Origin of the sequence: Sphingomonas sp. CFBP 13720, assembly GCF_014842075.1 — a bacterium.
Lineage (GTDB): Bacteria > Pseudomonadota > Alphaproteobacteria > Sphingomonadales > Sphingomonadaceae > Sphingomonas.
Window position 1 is genome coordinate 88,107 of record NZ_JACYVA010000006.1, and the last position, 22,738, is coordinate 110,844.

General features: G+C 67.8%; 19 protein-coding genes. 14 read left to right on the forward strand and 5 right to left on the reverse strand.

What is annotated here, in order from left to right:
* The 13 genes from IFT55_RS12950 to IFT55_RS13010 are packed head-to-tail and all read left to right on the forward strand — an operon-like array spanning position 1 to position 8,300.
* Positions 1 to 663, forward strand: a complete 663-nt coding sequence (locus IFT55_RS12950) for a hypothetical protein (protein ID WP_192092705.1) — start codon at positions 1 to 3, stop codon at positions 661 to 663.
* Positions 660 to 1,964 carry a FliI/YscN family ATPase gene (locus IFT55_RS12955; RefSeq protein ID WP_192092707.1) on the forward strand — a complete coding sequence of 435 codons (1,305 nt, stop codon included), beginning with the start codon at positions 660 to 662 and terminating at the stop codon, positions 1,962 to 1,964. The genes IFT55_RS12950 and IFT55_RS12955 overlap by 4 nt, the downstream gene beginning before the upstream one ends.
* Complete coding sequence (locus tag IFT55_RS12960; RefSeq protein WP_192092709.1) at positions 1,957 to 2,388, forward strand: hypothetical protein; 432 nt, start codon at positions 1,957 to 1,959, stop codon at positions 2,386 to 2,388. The genes IFT55_RS12955 and IFT55_RS12960 overlap by 8 nt, the downstream gene beginning before the upstream one ends.
* On the forward strand, positions 2,376 to 3,086 hold the full coding sequence (locus IFT55_RS12965; protein WP_192092711.1) for a hypothetical protein: 711 nt from the start codon (positions 2,376 to 2,378) through the stop codon (positions 3,084 to 3,086). The genes IFT55_RS12960 and IFT55_RS12965 overlap by 13 nt, the downstream gene beginning before the upstream one ends.
* Complete coding sequence (locus tag IFT55_RS12970; protein WP_192092713.1) at positions 3,086 to 3,529, forward strand: flagellar hook assembly protein FlgD; 444 nt, start codon at positions 3,086 to 3,088, stop codon at positions 3,527 to 3,529. The genes IFT55_RS12965 and IFT55_RS12970 overlap by 1 nt, the downstream gene beginning before the upstream one ends.
* On the forward strand, positions 3,529 to 4,707 hold the full coding sequence (locus tag IFT55_RS12975) for a flagellar hook-basal body complex protein (protein ID WP_192092715.1): 1,179 nt from the start codon (positions 3,529 to 3,531) through the stop codon (positions 4,705 to 4,707). Before IFT55_RS12970 ends, IFT55_RS12975 begins: the two co-directional genes overlap by 1 nt.
* Positions 4,708 to 4,709: 2 nt before the next feature.
* The gene (locus tag IFT55_RS12980; protein ID WP_192092717.1) at positions 4,710 to 5,426 is read left to right on the forward strand and encodes a FliM/FliN family flagellar motor switch protein; all 717 of its coding nucleotides are present in this window, start codon (positions 4,710 to 4,712) and stop codon (positions 5,424 to 5,426) included.
* 10 nt (positions 5,427 to 5,436) lie between these two features.
* Positions 5,437 to 5,706: a FliM/FliN family flagellar motor switch protein gene (locus tag IFT55_RS12985; protein WP_192092719.1), complete on the forward strand. Its 270-nt coding sequence runs from the start codon at positions 5,437 to 5,439 to the stop codon at positions 5,704 to 5,706.
* Complete coding sequence (locus IFT55_RS12990; RefSeq protein ID WP_192092721.1) at positions 5,694 to 6,020, forward strand: hypothetical protein; 327 nt, start codon at positions 5,694 to 5,696, stop codon at positions 6,018 to 6,020. Before IFT55_RS12985 ends, IFT55_RS12990 begins: the two co-directional genes overlap by 13 nt.
* Positions 6,017 to 6,685, forward strand: coding sequence for a flagellar type III secretion system pore protein FliP (gene fliP, locus IFT55_RS12995; RefSeq protein ID WP_342029311.1), 669 nt, complete (start codon positions 6,017 to 6,019; stop codon positions 6,683 to 6,685). Before IFT55_RS12990 ends, fliP begins: the two co-directional genes overlap by 4 nt.
* Positions 6,682 to 7,413, forward strand: coding sequence for a sigma-70 family RNA polymerase sigma factor (locus IFT55_RS13000; protein WP_192092723.1), 732 nt, complete (start codon positions 6,682 to 6,684; stop codon positions 7,411 to 7,413). The genes fliP and IFT55_RS13000 overlap by 4 nt, the downstream gene beginning before the upstream one ends.
* A gap of 3 nt (positions 7,414 to 7,416) precedes the next feature.
* Positions 7,417 to 7,965 (forward strand): tetratricopeptide repeat protein, encoded by a 549-nt coding sequence (locus tag IFT55_RS13005; protein ID WP_192092726.1) that lies wholly within the window; start codon positions 7,417 to 7,419, stop codon positions 7,963 to 7,965.
* On the forward strand, positions 7,962 to 8,300 hold the full coding sequence (locus IFT55_RS13010; protein ID WP_192092728.1) for a hypothetical protein: 339 nt from the start codon (positions 7,962 to 7,964) through the stop codon (positions 8,298 to 8,300). Before IFT55_RS13005 ends, IFT55_RS13010 begins: the two co-directional genes overlap by 4 nt.
* Positions 8,301 to 8,345: 45 nt before the next feature.
* Here the strand turns inward: IFT55_RS13010 and IFT55_RS13015 are convergent, their stop codons facing one another.
* The 5 genes from IFT55_RS13015 to IFT55_RS13035 are packed head-to-tail and all read right to left on the reverse strand — an operon-like array spanning position 8,346 to position 13,619.
* Positions 8,346 to 9,446, reverse strand: a complete 1,101-nt coding sequence (locus tag IFT55_RS13015) for a tetratricopeptide repeat protein (RefSeq protein ID WP_192092730.1) — start codon at positions 9,444 to 9,446, stop codon at positions 8,346 to 8,348.
* Between the two features lie 2 nt (positions 9,447 to 9,448).
* Complete coding sequence (locus IFT55_RS13020) at positions 9,449 to 11,494, reverse strand: flagellar biosynthesis protein FlhA (RefSeq protein WP_192092732.1); 2,046 nt, start codon at positions 11,492 to 11,494, stop codon at positions 9,449 to 9,451.
* Positions 11,495 to 11,500: 6 nt separating this feature from the next.
* Positions 11,501 to 12,571 (reverse strand): EscU/YscU/HrcU family type III secretion system export apparatus switch protein, encoded by a 1,071-nt coding sequence (locus IFT55_RS13025; RefSeq protein WP_192092734.1) that lies wholly within the window; start codon positions 12,569 to 12,571, stop codon positions 11,501 to 11,503.
* Between the two features lie 4 nt (positions 12,572 to 12,575).
* A complete protein-coding gene (locus IFT55_RS13030; RefSeq protein WP_192092736.1) occupies positions 12,576 to 13,343 on the reverse strand; it encodes a flagellar biosynthetic protein FliR in 768 nt (255 codons plus the stop codon).
* A gap of 6 nt (positions 13,344 to 13,349) precedes the next feature.
* Entirely contained in the window at positions 13,350 to 13,619 is a 270-nt protein-coding gene (locus tag IFT55_RS13035; protein WP_192092737.1) for a flagellar biosynthetic protein FliQ, read from the reverse strand.
* A gap of 210 nt (positions 13,620 to 13,829) precedes the next feature.
* On the opposite strand from IFT55_RS13035, the gene IFT55_RS13040 reads away from it, so the two are divergent.
* Positions 13,830 to 22,727, forward strand: coding sequence for an RHS repeat domain-containing protein (locus tag IFT55_RS13040; RefSeq protein ID WP_192092738.1), 8,898 nt, complete (start codon positions 13,830 to 13,832; stop codon positions 22,725 to 22,727).
* Positions 22,728 to 22,738: the final 11 nt, after the last annotated feature.

Here is a 22,738-nt window from a genome sequence, read left to right on the forward strand (position 1 = left end):
ATGGTCGTCCTGAAACAGTCCGGGGCGGCCGATGGCGTCCGGCCATTGTCGGCGCGGTCGGGGGTAGTCGCGGACGACGCCGTCACGCGGCTGCTCGCCGAACGGGCGGCGCTGGCGGCGGAAGTGGCGGCCCTGCGCGAGGCGATGGATCGCGCGGCGGCGGCCGCGCGGGACGCGGTCGCCAGGGCGCATCGGGACGGGGTGGCGGAAGGACGGCGCGCAGGCATCGCATCGGTCGAACTGGACGAAACCGGGCGGGTCGAAGCGGTTCGCAAGGGTGTTTCAGACGAAGCGGGTCGGCTTGGCGAACGTCTTGCCACGCTCGACGGACTGGCGGCGGCACTGGCGCGTGCGTGTCTTGGCCGCGTGTTCGCCCGCCCCGAGGCGATGGCGGCGATGGTCGTCGATGCGCTGGCGCATCGGCTGGCGGTCCTGCGGGATCAGACAGTGCTGACGGTGCGCGTCAGCGGGGTGGATTTCGCCCAAGACACCGCGCTGACGACGGCGGTGCGGGGCACGGGCAGCGATGCGGTCGTGACGATCGATCCCGTCCTTCCGTCCGGCGCGTGCCGGATGACGGCGCGGCTGGGGCAGGTCGATCTGGACGTGCCCGGCCAATGGGATGTGATCGCGCACATGCTGGACGGACTGGCACAGGCATGACGCCGCACCCGTTCCTGACCCGCATCGCCGAACTGGAACCGGCCATTGCTTATGGCGTGGTCCGGCGGGTGACGCCCGGCCGGATCGAGGCGACCGGCCCGATGGCGACGATCGGCGATCTGTGCCGCGTCGACGGGCGGCTGGCGGAGGTCGCGGCGGTCGATGCCGATACGCTGGTGCTGGTTCCGGTCGAGGACGGGGAGCCGGTGCGGATCGGTGCGCGGGTCGAGGCCGTGGCGCAGGGCGGACGGATCGGGGTCGGCGACGGCTATGGCGGACGCGCGATCGACGCGCTGGGCCGGCCGATCGACGGCGGCGCGGCGATCCGGCCGGCGGGGCATGTTCCGGCGCGCGGCGTCCCGCTTCCCCCACTGGAGCGCACGGCGTCCGACCATGTGCTGGAAACTGGCATTCGTGCGATCGACGCGCTGCTGACACTGGGTCGGGGCCAGCGGATCGGCGTGTTCGCGGCCAGCGGCGTCGGCAAGACCGCGCTGCTGGAACAGATCGTCGCGCAGACCCCGGCCACCCGCCGCATCCTGTGTCTGGTCGGGGAGCGCGGGCGCGAGGTCGCCGGGTTCTGGCGCAGCGTGTCGGCTTGGCCCGATGCGGATCGCGCGACGCTGGTGGCGGCGACGTCGGACGAAAGCGCGGCAATGCGCGCGCGCTGCGTATCGACCGCACTGTGCCTTGCCGAACACTGGCGCGACCGGGGCGAGCATGTCCTGCTGGTCGTCGATTCGGTCACGCGGCTGGCGATGGCGCTGCGCGAGATCGGGTTGGCAGCAGGCGAACCGCCGACGGTGCGGGCCTATACGCCGGGTGTCTTCGCCGCGTTGCCGCGCATCGTCGAACGGTGCGGCGCGACGCGATCGGGCGGTGCGATCACAACGGTGATGAGCGTGTTGAGCGAAACCGACGAGGTCGATGATCCGATCGTGGAGACGATGAAGTCGCTGCTGGACGGGCATATCGTGTTGTCGCGTACGCTGGCCGATCGCGGGCATTTCCCGGCGATCGACCCGATCCGCAGCATCAGCCGACAGTCGGCAAGACTGATGACGCCGGACCATGCACAGGCGGCACGCGCCGCGATCGCGCATCTGGCGACGCATGACGAGGCGCGCGTGATGATCGAAAGCGGCCTGTACCAGCCGGGGGCCAGTGCCGCGATCGACGCGGCGGTGGCGGCACGCGAGCCGCTGGCCAAGATCCTGCGGCAGGGTCAGGCGATCCGCACGCCGTTCACCGAGACGATCCGGCAGTTGACCGCACTGCACCGGGGGACGCGTCATGGCTGACCGGATTCCGAAGGCGTTGCAGATGGTCGTCGCCGCACGCGTCGACCGGGCCCGGGCGGCGCATGCGCGGGCGATGCGTGCCGAAGCGGACGCCCGAGCCGATGCGGCGACGGCGGATGCAGCGCTGTCCGAAGCGGGCGACGCATGGCAGCGCCACCTCACGGAGCGTTTCGACCCGGCGCTGGGCACGGCGTACGCCCGTGCCCTGACGCTATGCGCGGCGAACAGCGCGACGGCCATTGCGCAGCGGCACGACGCGGCGGCGGCGACCGCGCTGTCGGCGCAGGCGTGGCAGCGCGAGGACGCACGCCGTCGGGCGATGGAAACGCATGCGAAGGCCGCCGCACGGCACGCGCGCCACCGCGCCGACGAACGGACGCTGGCCATGATCGCGGATCGGGAGACGTTCAAATGGCAGCGGTGACGATCCAGCCGCCGGTCGACCGGCTTCCCCATGCGAGCGGTATCCAGAGCGTTTCGGCACCGGCGGTCCGGTTCGCCGATCTGTTGACGGCTTCGTCGTCGGCCTCTGCGTTGTCGCCCCGCGACGAGGTGCGCGCCGAACGGTTCAATCAGGACGGGTTCTTCGGCAGCGCGGTCGCTGGCGCCGTGCCGGTTGTGTCGGCGATCCCGCCAGCGGCGGTCGAGCCGGTTGAAGGCCCGATCGAGGTGGTGGCGAGCCAAATCGCCGTGTCTGGGGCGGGGGCCGGTACGACCGGAACGGTCGTCGCGGGACGGATCGTGCAGGCGACGATGCCTGAAAGGCCGACCGCCGGGCGGTCCGCGCCAGTGTCGCTGATGCTGCGAGCGCCGGGCATCATCGCCGGTGCGACGCCGCGTCCTGCCGATCTTCGCGCTCCCGTACGTGCCGCGGCTTCGGCTCTCGCGCCGAAGTCGCCGGCCGTGCGGCAACCGCCGCTGCCCGCCGGGGCGTTCGTCGCGGTCGCGGTCCACGCCGCCGCGCGGGGCATCGAGGTCGCGGCGCAGGTCGACGGGCTGAGCGAGCAAGAGCGAAGCGTGCTGGCCGACGAGGTCGCGGGGATGCTGTCCGCGCATGGCTATCCACCCGCCTATGTCACGATCATCGCCGCGCCGCGCGGCCTGCAACGGGAACGACGTTGATGCAGACCGCCCCGATCACCCCGGTCGCTCCCGGCACGCCCGCCAGCGATCCGGTTGCGCCGGATACGGCGACGAGTGCGTTCGGCCTCGGCTTCGATGCGCTGCTCAAGATCATCCTGACGCAGCTGACCTATCAGGACCCGTTGAAGCCGATGGATAATTTCCAGTTCGTTTCGCAGCTCGCGCAATTTTCGCAGGTTCAGCAGGTCCAGACTACGAACGACCGGCTGGAATCGCTGATGGCGGTTCAGGCGACCAATCAGGCGACGGGGCTTCTGGGCCGCCGGGTCGACGTGGCCGCCGGGGCGGCGACGCTGTCGGGCGTGGTGACCGCCGTCGCGCTGTCCGGTGGCGTCGCCACCGTCACCATCGACACCGACGACGACCGCACCATCAGCGGGATCGCGATCGGGACCATCGTCCAGGTCAGGGAGAATAATTGATGTTCGGTGCCATCTATATCGGGCTTAGCGGCCTGAACGCCTATTCGCGGGGGCTGCAACAGGTCAGCAACAACGTCGCGAACCTGAACACCACGGGGTTCAAAGGATCGACGGTCAGTTTCCGCAACCTGTACGGCGCGTCGGATCGCGGCGGACTGTCGATGACCGGGAAGGGCGGCGGCGACGGCTATGGCGTCGCGGTGGCCGACAGCACGCTGAACTTCAAACAGGGCGAATTGCGGCCTACCGACCGCGATCTCGACCTGTCGGTCGACGGCAACGGTTTCCTGGTGCTGCTCGATGGCGACCGGACGCTCTATGCCCGTACCGGCAGTTTCGAGGTCGATCCGGCGGGCTTCATCGTGATGACCGGCACCGATTACCGGCTGGCGACGCTGGACGGCAACGGGCGTGCGGTCAGCCTGTCGATCGACGCGCAGCGCACCAGCGCGCCCAAGCCGACCAGCGCGATCCGCTTTGCCGACAATCTTTCATCGACCGCGCAGAGCTTTGCCGTCGGTGACCTGCGCGTGTTCGACGCGACCGGCGCGGCGCATGTGTGGACGGCGCAATTCACGCGCGACGCGAATGCCGCCGCAGGTAGCTGGTCGATCGCGGTCACCGACGACACGGGCGCGGCGATCGGGACGCAGACGCTGAAATTCATCGGCGGGATGGTAGATCCCGCGACCTCGAGGCTCGATTTCACCGATGCTGCGTCGGGGCTGACCGTCGCGTTCGATTTTTCCGGCGGCGTTTCATCCTTTTCGGGCGGCGAGGTGTCGACGCTGCGGGCGGCGAACATCGACGGCTATGGCGCGGGCACGGTTACCGGCATCGCCGCCGATGCCGAGGGCCGGCTGGAACTGTCCTATTCCAACGGACAGAGCGTCGATGGCGGGGCGATCGCGCTGGCCGATTTCCGCGATCCCACCGCGCTGGAACAGCGCAACGGCGTGTTCGCGGAGCAGGTGCCGGGGCAGCGGATGCTGCTGGCCAGCGACGACCCGCGCGTCGGGCTGGTGCGGTCGCAACGGCTGGAGGCGTCGAACGTCGACCTGTCGCAGCAATTCGGCGATCTGATCCTGATCCAGCGCGGCTTTCAGGCATCGTCGCAGATCGTCAGCGTGTCGAACGACATGATTCAGCAGCTGTTCGGCATCCGGGGGCAGGGTTGACCATGGTCGCGACACGATGGCTGCCGGCCGATACCCGGCCCCCCGCCGCGCTCAACGCGTTGTTCGCCGCGCCGGTCGCCGCATGGGCGGCGCACTGGTTCGCGGACGGGCAGGTTCGGACACCGCGCCTCGAACAGGGCGCGAGCGGCGCGCTGGCTTGGCGGGAAGACGATGCCGGGCTGGCGATCGGGTTCGCGCCCGATACCGCGCTGGCGATCGGCGCGCATATCCTTGGCCTGTCGGGGCAAGCACGCGACGGGGCGGATCGCGCGCTGATGGAAAGCATGGCCGAACCGTGCCTGATCGATCTTCGCGACCGGCTGGCCGCGCTGACCGGCGGCGGCGGCGGGGCGCGTCCGGTGACGCATGTACCACGCTGGAGCGCCACGCTTCGCGACGGGCTGGCGTTCGGACTGTCGGATGCGCTGTTCGCCGCGCTGTGCGTGCGGACGTTGCCACCGGTAACGCCGGAGCCGCTGGGATCGGGTGCGCAGGCGCTGGCGGCGATCGGGGTGTCGGTCAGCGCTACGGTCGGCCGGGCGGCGATGCGCGTGGCCGATCTGCGCGCGCTGGAGGTCGGCGACGTGGTGGTGCTCGACCACCCGCTCGCCGATCCGGTCCCGATTGCGGTGGATGGCCGTCCGCTGCCGCGCGGTCGCGTTCGCGTGGTCCCCGCCCACCCGGCCCCGGTTCTGGAGATCGTCGATGTCGCAGCGTGAAGGATCGACCATGAACGACGGCAGCCCATCGGTTCCTTGCGTCAGCCCGACGTTGATCGACAGCGTCGCGGTCGAACTGGACGCGATGCTGGGGAAGGCGCGGATGACCGTCGGCGCGCTGACCGCGCTGAAACCCGGCGCGGTCGTGCCGCTCGACGCGGCGCTCAATCGGCAGGTCGAGTTGCGGCTGGGCGAGGTGACGGTCGCGCGCGGCGAACTGGTCGCGGTCGATGACCGGTTCGGGGTCCGGTTGACGGAGATCGCGCAGTGGCCGGAATGACGGTCCTTGCCGCCGCACCGGTGCGGCTGGGCGGGGGCGCGGCGTTCGACGTGTCGTCGACGCGGATCGTCGGCGCGCTGCTGCTGTGCCTGATGCTCGCCGCGCTAGCGGCGGTGCTGCTGAAGCGCGGCGGCGGACGACTGGTCCCGACCGGACGCGCCGGACGTCGGATCGCCGTCGTCGAAAGCCGCCGGGTCAGTGCGCACGCCGACCTGTGCCTGTTGCGGTGCGACGACCGTGAATATTTAGTGCTGTCGTCCGCCGCTGGGCAACAGGTGCTGCGGTCCGAACCCGCGACGGAGCCGACGCCGTGAGCGCGCTGATCGCCGCAGCGCCGGTCGCCGGGGGCGTGATCGGCACCGACGTCGTGCGGACCGCGCTGATCCTGACGCTGCTCGCGGTGTTGCCCGCGATCGTTATCAGCATGACCAGTTTCGTGCGGACGGTGATCGTGCTGTCGATGGTGCGCCACGCATTCGGCATGCCGGAAACGCCGCCGACCCCGGTGCTGATCGCGCTGTCGCTGTTCCTGACCGCGTTCACGATGGGGCCGACGATGACCCGCATCAACGCCGACGCGCTGCAACCGCTGATGGCGGGGCGGATCGGGGTCGAGCAGGCGATGACCGCCGGGGCCGCGCCGTTGCGCCGTTTCATGCTGGCGCAGACGCGCGATTCCGATCTGGAATCGATCTATGCGATCAGCCGCACGCCGCTGCCGCGACGGGCGGAGGATGTCGAGACGCTGAAGCTGGCCCCCGCCTTCATCCTCAACGAACTGCGCGTGTCGTTCACGATCGGGTTCGTGATCCTGTTGCCGTTCCTGCTGATCGACCTGGTCGTGGCGAGCATCCTCCTTGCGCTGGGAATGATGATGGTCCCGCCGGCGACCATTTCCCTGCCGATCAAGATCCTGATGTTCGTGCTGATCGATGGGTGGGGGCTGGTGTTGCAAGGGGTGCTCGGCAGTTTCCGATGACGCGCAGGACCGGCCTATATCTCGTGCAGATGCCGCCGCGGGTCGAGGCGTCGCTGTGGCGGCGGCTGCGGTTCGAGCAAGAAGTACGGTGCCGCGAACAGATCTTCAGCCGCTATCGCACGCTGGCGCGCACGATCGCGCGACGGCAGCATGGGCGGCGACCGAAACATGGCGCCGATCTGGGCGATATGGAGCATTTCGCCTATGAGGGGCTGTTGCAGGCGATCGACCGCTACGATCCGCTGCGTGGCATCCCGTTCGGCGCCTATGCGCGGCGGCGGATCGTCGGCAGCATCGCCGACGGATCGGCGCGGATGAGCGAAAGCGACGCGACCTTTTCACAACGCCGCCGGATCGAAACCGATCGCGCCCGGTCGCTGTGCGATGTTCAGGACCGCGATCCGGTCGCGGCGCTGGCGGCGCTGGTATCGGGTCTGGCGATCGGCCTGATGCTGGAGGGGAGCACGCTGGTGGTCGGTGCGGACGGCGTCGATCCGCGCCCCAACGCGTATCAGAGCCTCGAATGGCGCGAGTTGCACATGGTGCTGGGACGCGGCATCGCGGAGTTGCCGGAGCGCGAGGCGACGATCATCCGCCAACATTACGAAGGCGGCGTCGGCTTCGTCCAGATCGCGGACCTGCTGGGCCTGTCGAAAGGGCGGGTGTCACAGCTTCATGCCGCAGCGCTGGGCCGGTTGCGCCGGCGACTGCACGGATATCGGAGATAGGTGATGTGCGACGACGACGATATCCGCCGGGTGCTTGCGGCCGCCGAAGAAGGCCCGGACAAGGCGGTGCCGATCGCCGACCGGTTGATCGCGGCGCATCCGGACGATGCCCGGCTGCATTTCCTGCGCGGATCGATGCTGGCGGGCAGCGGCCGTCCGATCGAGGCGCATGCATCGCTGTCGCGCGCGGTGGCGCTGGCCCCCGATTTCGCGCTCGCCCGGTTCCAGTTGGGGTTTTTCGAACTGACGTCGGCGGAACCGTTGCGGGCGCAGACGACATGGGAACCGCTCAACGCCCTGCCCACCGAACATCCGCTTCGCCGGTTCGTCGTTGGCCTGACGCACCTGATCCACGACCGGTTCGCGGATGCGATCGTCGAACTGGAAGCGGGGATCGCGGCGAACGTGGAGACCCAGCCGCTCAATCACGACATGCGCCTGATCATCGACCAGTGCGCGGCGCTGATCGATCCGGCGGTGCCGGATGTCGCGGAGGCATCGGCGACCTCGTTCCTGTTGGGGCAGCCGGGCGGGCGGGGCGGGGCGCATTGAGGGTCGCCGGGACCGACCATGTCCTGCTGCTGCTGCGCGACAAGCTGTCGCGTCTGGCGCGCGAGGGGGCGGGGGGTACGCGGCGGGCGGCGACCCCTGATGCCGCGCCACGTCCGGTCGACCGGCTGCGCGCGATGGCGAGGTTCGACGCGCTGGGCGAGGACGAACGGCGACGCGCCGTGGTCCACGGGTTGCTGACCGAGGAACTGGGCGAGGCGATCGCCAATGATGCGGCATTCGGTGCGGTGCTGGACGACGTGTTGCGGATCGTGGGAGCGATGCCGGGCGGTCCCGCGATGATCGATCGCGCCGCCGATGCGATGCGCGGGCGATGAACGCAGGGTAAGGCCGTAGCCGTCGCGGATATTGTGTCCGTCCCGCTATCCCGGTCCGCCCATGCGCGCCAATGCCTGCGCGATCGTCGTTCCGCCATCGTCGATCGGCGTGGTGAGCGCCAGCCCGACGATCCGCTCCACAGCTGCCGCGTCGCCATCGCCCGCCGCCAGCATCGCCGCCGCCAGTGCGGCCGAAAAGGATGCAGGGTCGAGCCGCCGCGCGATCACCGCACGGCGCCGGCCACCAACGACATCTCCCGCAAGGATATCCAGTACCGCCAGCGAACCCTGCGCCTCCGCGAATCGATCGTCGATCGCCAGTGCCCGGTCGAACCGGACCCGCGCGTCTGCCGCATTCCCGGCCAACAGATGTGCCCATCCGGCGGCAATCCACGAACCGGGATGCGATCCGAACGCTTCCGCCCCGCGATCCAGCCACGATGCCGCCGCCGGGTCCTGCGCATTCAGTGCCAGCAGCCCCCGGCCGACCAGCGCGCGGGGATGATCGGCCCGTACCGCCAGCGCGGCGTCGAACAGTGCGGATGCCGCTTGTGGATCGCTATCGTCCATCGCCAGCGTCCCGCGCGTGACCAGCGCGTCCGGGTGGTCGCCCGCGCGCGACGCGGCGGCACCGGCGAGGTCCAGATCCTCTATATCGATCGCCAGCGTCGATATGACGGCGTTCACGCCGACATGGTCCGGGAACCGATCGAATGCCGCACGCGCGACCGCCTCCGCCCGGTCGATGTCGCCGCGATCGTGGAGCAGCCCGATCAGCAGTTGCGCCGCCTGTGGCAGGTCGGCGACGACATCGTCGTTCAGCAGCGCGATCGCGTCGTCATGCTGGCCCAGCATCGCGTGCGACCAGGCAAGGTTATAGCCGATTCCGGTAGCGGCGATCCCGGCGGCGTTTAGCGCGCCGAATGCGGCGACGGCTCCGGTCCAGTCCCCGGCCGCCATCGCCGCCAGACCGATTACATGATCCATCGCCGGGGACGGGCCGTCGAGCGCGCGGTGCCGCGCCGCCAGCACCGCCGCCTCCGTCGGGCGTCCGGCGTCCAGCGCCGCGCGGGCGGTATCGGCGATCAGCGCCGCATTGTCGGGATCGGTCGCCAGAAACGCGGCGAGCTGTTCATAGTCGGCCATGGTCAACCCTGTGGTTCGAGACGGACGATATCGAAGGATTTGAGCGTGATCCGCATCGGGATTTCGGCGACCGACAGCACCGCCATCGTCGGCAGGCTACGCCGGGTCAACGCCTTGAGGTGCCGGCGCAGTTCCGCACCGCACAGCAATACCGGCGCGCGCCCCTGTCCGAACATCGCTTCGCTCAACGGCATCAGGCGGCGGATCAACTGTTCCGCCAGCCGTGGTTCCACCGCCATCGACCCCCCGGCGGTCGCGGCACCGATGCTGGCGGTCAACTGGTTCTCGACGCGTGGATCGAGGCTCAGCACCGCCAGATCGGGATGCCGTCCACGCAACTGGTGGCAGATCGCATAGCTCATGCGCTGACGGATCAGTTCGGTCAGTTCGACCGGATCTTTCTGTGACCGCGCCAGATCGACCAGATGTTCGACGATCAGGTCCAGATTGGCGATCGACACGCCTTCCGCCAGCAACGCCTGCAACACACGCTGTACGTCGGACACCGACAGCGTCTGCGGCAACAGTTCCTCGACCAGCCCGGGCTGTCGCCGCCGTACGCCGTCGAGCAGCGCGACGACGGTGGCGCGGGTCAGCAGCGTGCCGATCTCGCCGCGCACGATCTCCGCGAAATGCGTGACGAGCACGGTCAGCGGGTCGATGATGCTGCAGCCCGCCGCCCTTGCCGCATCGCCTTGATCGGGGTCGATCCACCATGCCGGCAGGCCGAAGGCGGGTTCGACCGTCGCGATGCCCGACAGCGCGGGCTGCTGCCCCTGACCCGCTACCGCCAGAACCCGGTCGACATGAATGTCGCCCGCGCCGTACCGCGCGCCGAACAGCCGGACTTCATATTCATGGCTGCCCAACCCCGCGCCGTCCTCCATCCGCACGGCGGGGAAGGGCAGGCCGAACTGTTCCTCGTGCACGCGGCGCAGGCCGGCGATACGATCCATCAGCAGCGCGCCATCGGCGGACCATGCGGCGGACAGCCGCTCGCCCAGCCGGATTTCGAGCGGCGGCGAGGCGGTGGATTCGGGCGCGACATCCTCGTCCACCGGCGCGTCCGCCGCCTGCGCCGCCGCCTTGCGGATGCGCCGCCATGCGACGAAGGCGAGCGTGCCGATCACGACGATCGGCCATTTCGGCATTCCGGGCAGCAACAGCAACGCGCCCAGCACGACGGCGACGATCAACGGGATGCGCGGCACCGATCCCAGCTGGCGAAAAATCTCGGTCGACAGTTCGCGGTCGGACGCGGAGCGGGTGACGATGATGCCCGTCGCGATCGAGATGATGAGCGCGGGCAATTGCGTCGCGATGCCGTCCCCGATGGTCAGCAGCGTGAAATGGCCGAGGGCGTCGCTCCATTCCATCCCCATCTGCGTCACGCCGACGATCCAGCCGGCAATGATGTTGATGAGCAGGATGATGATCCCCGCGACCGCGTCGCCCTTCACGAATTTCGACGCGCCGTCCATCGCGCCGTAGAAGGATGCTTCCTTTTCCAGTCCCTTGCGCCGCGCCATCGCTTCGTCCCGGTCGATCAGGCCCATGTTCAGGTCGGCGTCGATGCTCATCTGTTGCCCCGGCATCGAATCGAGCGTGAAGCGCGCGGCGACTTCCGACACCCGCTGTGCGCCGCTGGTGATGACGACGAACTGCACGACGACGAGGATCGCAAAGACGACCAGTCCGACGACATAGTTGCCGCGCACCGCGAACGCGCCGATCGATCCGATCACCGCCCCGGCATCGCCGCCGGTCAGGATCAGCCGCGTCGCGGCGATGTTCAGCGACAGGCGGTACAGCGTCGCGACCAGCAGCAGCGACGGAAAGGTCGAGAATTCCACCGGCTTGCCGACATAGAAGGTCAGCAGCATGATCGTCAGCGCCAGCCCGAAATTGGCGATGATCGCAAGGTCGAGCAGCGCGGGCGGGATCGGCGCGAACAGGATGACCAGAATGCCGATCGTCGCTGCGACGAGGACGAGGTCGCGGTTGCCGGCGGGCAGGGCGGGAAGGCGCGGGAGGATGCTGGTCGACATGCGGGATCAGGCCTGTTCGCTGTCCGCGCGGGCGCGGTGAAGATCGATGTAGAGGTCGGCGACCGCGGCGTAGCGGTCGGGCGGAACGGCGCTGCCGATCGTGCAGGCGCGAAACAGTGCGCGGGCGAGCGGCGGGTCGGGGATCACCGGCAACCCGCGTCGAAAGGCGTCCTCACGCAGGCGCAGCGCATGGATGCCGCGCCCGCGCGCGACCACTTCGGGCGCGATCATCGCGGGGTCGTCATAGCGTAGCGCGACGGCGAAATGTTCGGGATTGACGACCAGCAGGTCGGCCCCGCTCAGACTGCCCTTGCCTTGCGCGACCATTTCCCGGTGCAGTTCCTTGCGACGGCGTTTCAGCCGTGGCTCGCCTTCGCGCTCACTGCTTTCGCGCGTCACTTCGCGGCGGCTCATCCGCATCCGGCGGACGAATTCGCCGCGCACAAGGATCTGGTCGAGGATCGCGATCCCCACCGCGACGGCCATGAACGCGAATATCAGCCGCAGGCCCGCCGCCCTCAGCGTCGGGGCAAGGCGTTCGGCGTCGAGCGTCGTTTCCGCCAGATGCGCCACCGCCCAGCGCGCGACGGCCCATGTCGCGGCGGCATAGAGCGCGAATTTGACGATGCTCTTCGCCGTTTCCCGGACCATCCGCAGCGTGAACAGGCGTCGAAGCCCCTTGGCCGGGTTGAGGCGGCTCCAGTCGGGTTTTAGCGGGTGGAACGTCAGGATGAACCCGCGCAACTGGATCAGTTCCAGCAGGATCACGATCGCCGCCATCGTACCGCCGAGCAACGCGACCGGCACGATCATCCGCCGTCCCAGATCGCCGGGCAGTCCCGCCGCGCTTTCCGGTTCCACCGCGCCCGCGAAGCCAGCCGACAGCGCGATGCGCATCGCCTGCGCCAAGGTCGCCATCAGCGCTTCGCCCGCGATCAGCGTATAGCTAGCGATCGTCAGCAGGCTGGCGAGGAAGCCCAGTTCGATGCTGCGCGCGACATTGCCGCGTTCGCGTGCCTTTTGCAGCTTGAACGGGGTCGGTGCCTCGCTGCGGTTCTGATCGGGCGGTTCGGCCATGGCGTCAGCCGATCCGCGCCATGGTGTCGAGTGCCGAGGATATCAGCGTCGCGAACAGCGACCCCGACAGGGCCAGCGCGATCGGAAGGACGATCATCGTCGCCAGCGTCTTCACCTGAAATCCGAACAGCAGGACGTTCATTTGCGGCAGCGTGCGCGACATCAGCGCGATGGCGAGGTCGAGGATCAGCAGCACAACCAGCAACAGCCCGACCAACCCCATCGCCATCAGGAATACGCCCGAGACATAACCGATCAGCACGTTCGGATCGGTTGCGGCAAGCGCGCTGCCCATCGGCGCATGGCGCAGCGACGCCGCCCAGATGGCGAGCAGGCGTGCCGGTCCGTCGGTGGCGAAGAACACCGCGCCGGCGGCATAGGCGAACACCGTGCCGACCAGTGGCAACTGCGTCCGCGTCGACGGATCGACCAGTACGGCAAGGCCATAGCCCGCCTGGATATCGATCGTCCGCCCCGCCACCAGCAAGGCGGCGAAGGCGAGCTGCAACGCCAGCGCCAGCGCGATGCCGAGCAACAATTCGCCCGCCGCGACGACAATCGGTCCGCCGCCCGATGCGGCCGCGCGCCATGTCGCGTCGGGGTTCCCGGCCACCAGCCATGCCGCCAGCGCGATAGAGAGCGCGACCCGCACCGGCGCGGGAATGCGGATCAGCGTGAACGGCTGTGCGAAGGCGAGCGTGGGCACGATCCGAAGCGACAGCAGCAACGTCGCCACCGCCTGTCCCACCCATGGTTCCGCCGCGCCGTGCATCCGCCGTCAGTTCACGATGGCAGGAATGGCGAGGTAGAGGCCGCGTGCGAAGTCGGTCATCCGCGTCATCATCCACGGTCCCAGCACGATCAGCAGCCCGGCGGCGACCAGCAGCTTCGGGACGTAGCTCAGCGTCGCTTCCTGAATCTGCGTCGCGACCTGCAGCACGCTGATGACGACCCCGATCGTCAGCGTGGCGAGCAGGATCGGCGCGGCGATCATCGCCGATTGCCACAGCATGTCGTCCAGCAGGTTCAGCGCCCGGTCGGCGTCCATTCGCATCTCCGCCCTTGCGGAAGCCCCCCGGCTCCGGCCCTGCCGGCCCGATCGGCCGGTACGCCGTACCTACTATGCCGGGCGGGTCGGAGAGAAGATCGCGGCGCCGCCAACTTAATCCTAAACGAACGCAAATCCTCCCCGACAGGCTTTGGGACAGCGGACGACGAACGCGCCTTCGCTGCAGATTGCCGGGGGGGTTCGTACGACATGGTTGCCATTTTCACGGGGGCGGGAACGGGGTTCGAACGCGGTTCGGGCAACGTCCTCGGCGGTGCGGGACTGCTGGGTCAGGCGGGGATCGGCCGTTCGGGCGAGCAGGTGATGCTCAACGCCGCCAATGGCAACGTCCTGATCATGCAGCAGGACGAGTTGCTGCTGGGTCGCGGTCCCGACGCCGCCGTCAGCCGGACGTACAACAGCCAGGGCGACCTGTCGGACGAGAATGGCGACAACTGGCGGCAGAGCACCGACCGGCGGATCTTCGGGCTGACCGGCACCGTCAACAGCGTCGGCTCGACCGTCCGGCGCACCTCGGCCGACGGGTCGGTCGTCACCTACCGCTATGACGGGACCGCGTACGAAACCACCGACGGTGCGGGTGCACACGATGTGGTCGCCTATACCACTACTGCCGGCTGGACATGGACCGATGGCGACACGCAGGTCGTCGAAACCTATGGCTACGACTATCGCGGCCAGTCCTACATCACCGAACAGCGCGACCCGAGCGGCAACGCGCTGACGTTCGTCTATGCCGACGGCAAATTGTCGGAGCTGCGCACCGCGAACGGCGAACGCATCCAATATGGATGGAGCGGCGATGCGATTACCGAAATCCGCACCTTCACCGCGCAGGCGGGCGGCGAGCGGATGCAGACCCGGACGCGCTATGGCTATGACGCGCTGGGTCGCCTTGCATGGGCGACGGTCGACCTCACGCCCGAAGACAACAGCATCGCCGACGGGCGAACCTATGGCAGCGCCTATACCTATATCGGTGACACCCGGCTGATCGCATCGGTCGCGCAGACCGACGGCACGCGGGTCGATTTCGAATATGACGTGCATCGGCGGGTCACCGCCGTCACCCAGACCGTCGACGCATCGACCACGCGCGTCACCCGGCTGGAATACGGCACCGGGCATACCATCGTCACCGACCCGGCGGGGCAGGCAACGCGGCTGGACTTCGCCGCAGGCGATTTTGCCGTCCCGGGGCAGGCATGGGGCAGCGCCAACCTGACGGAACAGGTAGCGTCGATCAACGGCGCGACGGCGACGCGGTACACGGTCCAGACGGCCGGTGTGTCGTCCCACGCCATGCAGAGCTTTGCCGTGGACGCCGGAGAGACGGTGGGCTTCGGCATCAGCCTGCAGGCGGTCGGCGACATTACCAGTCATGAGCTCGGCCTATATTCCGACCAGTCGGGATGGGGCGCCACCGGCAGTTCGACCGCGCGGATCGTGTCGGGGCCGGGCACGATCGAAATGCTTGGCGGCGGACGATGGCGGGTCGTCGGCCTGTCGACCACGGAGGGGACGCGGGTCGAGATCACCCGGACCTACGAGCGGGCCGGCACTGGTACGGCCTTCTTCTACGTGGATGCGGCCGGCGGCAATCGCGCCGGGGCATCGCTGATCGCGGGCGGGGAGACGCTGGTCCGCAGCGGCAGCGCGTCCTCGCTGGACCGGATGGATGCGACCAAATGGACGGGCGGCAACCTGACGCGCACGGTCGACAGTCCGATCGACGGCGCACCGGCGTACCGGTTCGCGGTGAAAACGGCGGGCAGCGCCGCCAACGTCCAACGCAGCTTCAGCGCCAAGGCAGGCGAAACCTACAGTTTCCTCATTACGCTGAAGGCGGTCGGCGGCACGCGTGCCCACCATCTCGGGGTGGGCGGCGCCAGCAGTTCGTGGGGAGCGGACACGCTGTCGACCGCGCGCATCCTGTCGGGGCCGGGTGCCGTCGTTCAGCAGGCCGGCGGCTTCTATGCGGTTTCGGGACTGTCGACGACCGAAGCGACGACCATCGTCGTCACCCGTACGTTCACCCGCGACGAGAGCGCCTATGCCCGGTTGTTCGTTGCGCTGCCCTATAACGAGCCGGCGGGCGCGTCGGTCGTGGTGTCCGGACTGAACATCGTCGGACCGGTGGACGAGCCGGCAACGTCGCAGATGCTGACGAAGATCACCGCCCCCGCGGCGGTCGCGGGCGCGATGCGACAGGTCACGCAATTCGCGTACAACGCCAACGGCGATCTGGTGTCGGTGACCGACGATGCCGGCGGCACCGTCGCCATGACGTATGATTCGTCGGGCAATCTGCTGACCACGACCGATCGGCTCGGCAACGTCTTGACCCGTAGCTACGATGCGCGGAACCAGTTGCTGCGCACGGTCGGCAGGGCGGTGTCGGCCGACGCCGAGGCAAGCGTTGCCGCCGTGAATGTCTACGATGCGTCCGGCCGCCTGCGCTACGCTATTTCGGCCGAAGGACGGGTGACGCGCAACCAATATGGTCCGGCCGGCCAATTGCTGCGCACCGATGCTTTTACCGGGAAATTCTGGACCGGCACGGGGACGCCGACCGAAGCGACGATGAACGACTGGGTCGCGCAACTGACCGACCGGTCGGCCGCGATGATCGTCCGGTACGAATATGATGCGCGGGGCGAAGTCACGCGGATCATGCGCGACGGCGCGCTGGACGCCAATGGCCAACCCGTCGCGACGCAAGGCTATAGCGAAACCGTCCTGATCCGCGATCCGTCGGGTCGGTTGCTGGAGCGGGTGACCGCAGGACAGCGTGAGATCTTCGTCTATGATGGCCTGGGCCGGATGATCGGGTCGACCGACGTTCGCGGCGCGACGACCTCGTTCGCGTTCGACGACCCCGGACAGAAGACCATCGTCACGCTGGCCAGCGGTGCCGTACGGACGTCGACCTACAACCGCGCGGGCGAACTGGTCGCCAGCAGTGAGGCGGGACAGCATAGCGGCACCGGAAGTGCCAGCTATCGCTACGACCGGCTGGGGCAGGTGCGGATCGTTACCGACGCGTTCGGCTGGAGCCGCTATGTCGTCTACGATCTGATCGGGCGGAAAGTCGGCGAAGTCGATCCGCAGGGTCGCCTGATCGAATACCGATATGATCGCAACGACCGGCTGATTGCGTCGATCGGCTGGAGCAACGCGCTGTCCTCCAGCCAGATGGCGTTGCTCGGCGACCCGCAGGTCGATGTCGATATCGCCGCGATCCGCCCCGGTGCGGGCGCGAACGATAGCTGGAACTGGACGGTGCATGACCGCGAAGGCCGGGTCGTCCAGCAGATCGACGCGACCGGGGCGACAATAGTCTACGACTATGACGCGGCCGGGCGGCTGCTGAAGGAAACCAGCTATGCCAACCGGCTGACGATCGATGCGCTCAAGGCGACACCGCCCGTCGCGGTGACGCGGCCGGTTGCGGATGCCGACCGCGATGTCGTCACGCGCACCTTCTACGACCGGGACGGCAACGTCACCGGAGTGCTGGACGGCGAAGGGTATCTGAGCCGCAGCCGGTACGACGCCGCCGGCAACCGGATCGAGACGACGAGCTTTGCCCGGCGTACGACCGCGACGTTGCGGGCATCGGGCAGTCTCAACCGGTTGCTCACCGATGTCGGCACCAGCACAACCGACCGGACGGTGCGCTATGCCTATGACGGGCAGGGGCTGCTGCGCTACAGCGTCGACACCGTCAATCGCGTTACCGAATATCTCTATTCCGGCCCGGTTGCAGGCGATGCGACCGGCGTCGTGCGGCAGACGGTCGCCTATGCCCATCCGCTCGCGTCGCTCGCCACCTATAGCGTCGCCACGATCCGGCAGGAACTGGACCGGGCCGGTGCGACGGGCGATCCGGCCAACCGACGTGGCTTCGTGGTCCATGACGATCGCGGCAACCTGACCTTCGCCATCGATCCGGCCGGGTCGGTCACCGGCTATGCCTATGACGTCAGCGGGAACGTCGTGCGGACCACCCGCTATGCGACGGCCTATGCCACCACCGTCCTGCCGACGCACGATGGCATGACAGGCTGGGCTGCGATGGCGATCGGCAGCGCCGACGACCGGGTGACGCGCAGCTATTATGCCGCACGCGGCGAATTGCGCTTCACGGTCGATCCGCTCGGTTACGTCACCCGCTATGACTACGATGCGGCTGGGCGCAATGTCGCCGTCGTCCGGTTCGACACCGCGATGGTCGGCGCGGACGATGCGACGACGATCGATGGCGTCGCCGGATGGCAGACGGGCAGCAGTGTCGTCACCACCATGCGCTACGACGAAGCCGGGCGCGTGTTGGAAACGCACGACGCCGCCGGGACGATCACCCGGTATGTCTACAACGTCGACGGGACGGTGCAGTCGACGCTTGCCGCCCATGGCACGGAAGAGCAGGTCCGCACGCAGTTCGACTATGACGCCGCCGGGCGCGTGGTGTCGCGGACCGACGATGCCGACGGCATCCGGTCCGTCACGCAATACGAATATGACGGCTTCGGCAATCTGCTGACGCAGGTCGCGCCCGATGGGACCAGCCGCACCAGCTATACCTATGACCGCGAAGGCCGCATGCTGACGCGTACCGACGCGATGGGCCAGGTCCAGTCGTACGCGTATGATTCGTTCGGACAGCGGGTGTGCATCGTCGACGAACGCGGGCGGGCTACCTTCACCTATTACGACGCCGCCGGGCGGATCGCCGCCGTGCGCGACGCCGAGAATTACGTCACGGAGACGACCTACACGCCCTTTGGCGAGATCGCGACCGTCACGCGGCGGGCGAACGTCGCGACCAACGCGGCCTTGGCCGGAACGCCGCCAGCCGTCACCGCCGATGCGAAGGATGCCGTCACCAGCTTCGTCTATGACAAGCTGGGTCGAACCGTGCGCATCGTCGATGCACAGGGCTATCTGGAGGCGACCCGCTACAACAGCTTCGGCGAGGTGGCGCAGGCGACGAACAAGCTGGGCGCACTGACGACGCGGCGCTACGACCGGCGTGGGCAGGTGATCGCCGAAACCGTCGCCAAGTCGGTGTCCAACGCCGCGGGCGACCGTATCGTGGCCCCGATTTCGATCGGCACGCTCGATACCGTCTATTATGCGTCGGTCCATCCCGACCTTGCCTACAAGGCAGGCGACGACACGTGGCTGTATTCGCACTGGGCAAATTACGGCTGGCGCGAACGCCGCAATCCCAACGCGGTGTTCGATACCGGTTTCTACCTTTCGACCTATTCGGACATCGCCGCAGCGAACGTCGATCCGCTGAACCATTATGCGATTTGGGGTGCCGGCGAGGCGCGTTCCCCGAGCGCGCAGATAGTGGGCGGTGCGCTGGAGGCGGGCGGGACGACCACCCGCTACGAATATGACGCGCGCGGCAACCGCACGCGCCTGATCGAGGCGGCCGACCTGCCCGAACAGCGTGTTACCGAATATTCGTACGACGTGCTCGACCGGCTGGTCGAGAAGCGCGGTAGCGACGTCCTGTTCGGGTTGCCCGGCAGCCGCGAATGGACGAAGCCGACCGAAGCCTATCTGTACGATCGGCACGGCAATCTGACCCGCCACACCGATGCCAATGGCCAGAACAGCTTCTACTATTATGATGCACTCGGTCGGAAGGCGGTCGAGGTCGATGCGACCGGCGCTTATGTCACCTATACGTATGATGTGAACGGCGCGCTGGCGGCGACCCTCGCCTATGCCACCCGGCTCGACGTCACCACCCTCGATCCGGCGATCCTGCCGCCTGCGTCCGGCGAGTATCGCAAGACATCGTATATCAGCGACGCGATCGGCCGCCGTGTGTCCAGCAGCATTGCCGACATCCGCACCGGGGCATGGGACGGTAGCGTCTATACGCAGTCTATCGGCACGCTGACCGAACGTATCGGGTATGACGCGGCGGGCAATATCGTACGCACGACCGACGCGACCGGCACGTCCGTCCTTTCCTATTATGAAGGGCTCGGTCGAAAGATCGCGCAGGTCGATCAGGAAAACTACCTGACCGAATGGACGCTCGATGCCGAAGGCAACGTGCTGACCGAACGGCGCTATGCCGTGGCGGTCGCCGGTGCGAGCGAAACCGCGCGGCCGGCGGGCGTCGCGAACGACGCGGATCGCGTGACCCGCTTCACCTATGACCGCAACGGCCGCCGCCTGACCGAAACGCGTGAGGGTGTGATCGCATGGACGGTCGATCCGGCGACAGGGGCACTCGTCGCGGCGACGGGCGATGCCACGATCACCTATGCGTACAACGGTCTGGGACTGGTCACCTCGAAGACGGAGGCGACCGGCGATACCGTCCTGTACACCTATGACCGGGTGGGCCGGCTGGTCGAAGAGCAGCGCCCCGATCTGATCAGCAACGCCGATGATGAGGCCATTCCACGGGTCGCGTATTTTTACGATGGCGTCGACAATCTCGTGCGCGTGGTGGAAGGCTATGACCGCGTCACGACCAACCGCTACGACGCCATGGGGCGCAAGACCGCGACCGTCGACGCCATGGGGTCCGAGCGGAGCTTTCATTACGACCGCGCGGGCAACCTGATCGGGGAAGCCTATTCGCGGCGGAACTCCGCCGGGACGCTGCTGCGCGAGGGCGTTACCTATCGCTACGATGCGGTCGGGCGGCTGCGGTATCAGAACCTCGCCATCTGGACCGCGCAGAACGGCGTTGCGACGAACTGGGTCAATGTCGGCGACTATGCGGACATCACCTACAACGCCTTTGGCGAAGTCGCATCGCGCGCCGTCAACGGCAAGGTGCAGGAACGTCACGACTACGACGCCGCCGGGCGGGTATGGCGCAGCACCGGCGGCGACGGGGTATCGCGATATTTCGTCCATGACGGTGCGGGTCGTCAGACGCTGGTACTTGAAAGCGACGGCGGGGTCGATCTGCAAAACCGGACGCTCGGGGACGTCCTGACGCTTGCTGCGGTGAACGGCACGCTGGCGGGCGGGCCTGAAACCGGCATCGTCGCGACGATCAGCCAGTATGACCGCCGTGGGCAGGCGATCGCCACCCGCAGTCCCCGGCGCGAACTGAACGGCGGTGCTTCCGGGGTAACCGATCTGCTGACCACGCGCAGCTATACCGCATTCGGCGAAGTCGCGTCTGAAACCGACGCCCGTGGCGCAAGCATCCACTATGCGTACAACCGGATGGGCAGGGTGGTGGCGATCACCCGACCGACCGTGGTGGTCGTCGGCGAGGACGGGCAGTCGGTATTGAGGGCCCCCGTCGAGGAACGATACTATGATATCTCGGGACGCCTCGTCGGCGCGAGGGACGCCAACGGCAACCTTTCGACCCGAATACTCGCTGCAGGCACCGGCTATGAAGGTGCTGCCGAACTAGTCACCGGCGAATACCATGCCGACGGCGGCCGCGTCTGGCTGCGGTACGACGATGCCGGCAACCTCGTCCGCCGGAACGACGAACTGAACCGCGCGACCCTGATGGAGTATGACAAGCTGGGGCGGTTGCTGACGACCAGCAACCTGAACGCCCGCGATGTCGCGCACAGCTATACCTATGATTCGCTGGGACGCCGCCTGACGCATAGCCAGACCGGGCGGGGCGCGGACGATATCGAAAAGACCGATTACGACATCGGCGGTCGGGTCGTTTCGACCCGCGCCTTCGGTGGGGACGTGACCACGACCAGCTACAGCTGGGACTCGTCGATCACCAGCGAGCTGGGGGCGGCCGGCGGCTGGCGCCAAACGACGACCTACGCGAACGGCAAGACGACAGTGGAATATAAGGACACGTTCGGCCGCATGACGCGCCGCACCGACATGGGCGGCAACAGCGCGACGACCAGTTTCGACCAGGCGGGGCGGGTGGCCCGGATCACGGGGCTGGAGGAACAGACCTTCGTGTGGTTCAATACCGGGCAACTCGCGTCTCAGACGAGTGACATGGGAACTGGCGAAGTCCGTTCCGCCGCGACGTTCGGCTACGAACCCGGCGGCAACATCGTCGCGGAAACCTTCACCCGCGACGGCGTGCTGTATCGTAACACGACGGCGGCATTCGATCTTCAGGGTCGCATGACGTCATGGGCGGAAGTCGGGAACGGGAGCGTCCCGGCAGCATCGACGCAATGGTTGTACGACGCCAATGGCAATATTCGCAGCACCGCCTCGAAACGGTCGTTGCTGGATCAGCAAGGCGCCGTGATCGCCTCGGGCAGTTCGGAAACGGCCTGGTTTCGCTATGATTCGATGAGCCGGATGACGCTCGATGGTGGCCAGATGGTTGCCGGCGTCCTTCAACGTGCGAACGGCACCGAGATAACGTACCGGGTCGATGGAAGTCGGGCGACGTCGACCAGCAGCGTGTACCTCACCGGAACGGCCTATTTCTGGGAACCCACTCCCGGTCAGGATCCGCTAATGCCGGTCCTGACCGGCCCGGATGAGGGCGGGTATCAAGCCCATACGGTCTCCTATCTGGGTGAGCGCCGGGAAACCTACAGCTGGCGCGACGACGGTCAGTTGCAGAGCGTTGCCGTCGCGGACACCGGTTATATCGACAACGGGGACGGCACCCTGACCTCGACCGGGGATTTCACGCGCTCCGGCGGATCGGCGACCTACGACTATGACGCGCTGGGTCGCCAGACGCGGCAAGTCGATCGCAACGAGGCGGGCTCGGCGGTGTATGATCGTCAGGTCGCCTATGACACCGGCGGCCGGGGGCTGATCGCGTCCGAAACGGTGGTGACGATCCAGCAGGGCGGCGGTACGGTCACGACGTCGACGACGAACGATTACGGCGTGGGTGCGGACTATGCGCTGGGCGCGGTCCGGCAGGCGACCGTGGGCAGCACGGTGCGGAGCGGCGGGACCACGACGACCACGTCGACGACCACCACGAACAGCTATCAGTGGCGCGACGGTGCGGTGCTGCTGCGATCGGTGACGAGCAAGGCGGGGTCGCCGACAGCATATCGAACTATGGCTATAGCGGCGTGGGCCAGCTGGAGACGGTGTCGATCGGCGGCACGCGTCCGCGCACGGTGACGTTCGTGACC

Bases quoted from the DNA above. Each gene is read 5' to 3' on its own strand.
- IFT55_RS12950 (WP_192092705.1), top strand. From the start codon at position 1: ATGGTCGTCCTGAAACAGTCCGGGGCGGCCGATGGCGTCCGGCCATTG.
- IFT55_RS12955 (WP_192092707.1), top strand. From the start codon at position 660: ATGACGCCGCACCCGTTCCTGACCCGCATCGCCGAACTGGAACCGGCC.
- IFT55_RS12960 (WP_192092709.1), top strand. From the start codon at position 1,957: ATGGCTGACCGGATTCCGAAGGCGTTGCAGATGGTCGTCGCCGCACGC.
- IFT55_RS12965 (WP_192092711.1), top strand. From the start codon at position 2,376: ATGGCAGCGGTGACGATCCAGCCGCCGGTCGACCGGCTTCCCCATGCG.
- IFT55_RS12970 (WP_192092713.1), top strand. From the start codon at position 3,086: ATGCAGACCGCCCCGATCACCCCGGTCGCTCCCGGCACGCCCGCCAGC.
- IFT55_RS12975 (WP_192092715.1), top strand. From the start codon at position 3,529: ATGTTCGGTGCCATCTATATCGGGCTTAGCGGCCTGAACGCCTATTCG.
- IFT55_RS12980 (WP_192092717.1), top strand. From the start codon at position 4,710: ATGGTCGCGACACGATGGCTGCCGGCCGATACCCGGCCCCCCGCCGCG.
- IFT55_RS12985 (WP_192092719.1), top strand. From the start codon at position 5,437: ATGAACGACGGCAGCCCATCGGTTCCTTGCGTCAGCCCGACGTTGATC.
- IFT55_RS13000 (WP_192092723.1), top strand. From the start codon at position 6,682: ATGACGCGCAGGACCGGCCTATATCTCGTGCAGATGCCGCCGCGGGTC.
- IFT55_RS13005 (WP_192092726.1), top strand. From the start codon at position 7,417: ATGTGCGACGACGACGATATCCGCCGGGTGCTTGCGGCCGCCGAAGAA.
- IFT55_RS13015 (WP_192092730.1), bottom strand. From the start codon at position 9,446: ATGGCCGACTATGAACAGCTCGCCGCGTTTCTGGCGACCGATCCCGAC.
- IFT55_RS13020 (WP_192092732.1), bottom strand. From the start codon at position 11,494: ATGTCGACCAGCATCCTCCCGCGCCTTCCCGCCCTGCCCGCCGGCAAC.
- IFT55_RS13025 (WP_192092734.1), bottom strand. From the start codon at position 12,571: ATGGCCGAACCGCCCGATCAGAACCGCAGCGAGGCACCGACCCCGTTC.
- IFT55_RS13030 (WP_192092736.1), bottom strand. From the start codon at position 13,343: ATGCACGGCGCGGCGGAACCATGGGTGGGACAGGCGGTGGCGACGTTG.
- IFT55_RS13035 (WP_192092737.1), bottom strand. From the start codon at position 13,619: ATGGACGCCGACCGGGCGCTGAACCTGCTGGACGACATGCTGTGGCAA.
- IFT55_RS13040 (WP_192092738.1), top strand. From the start codon at position 13,830: ATGGTTGCCATTTTCACGGGGGCGGGAACGGGGTTCGAACGCGGTTCG.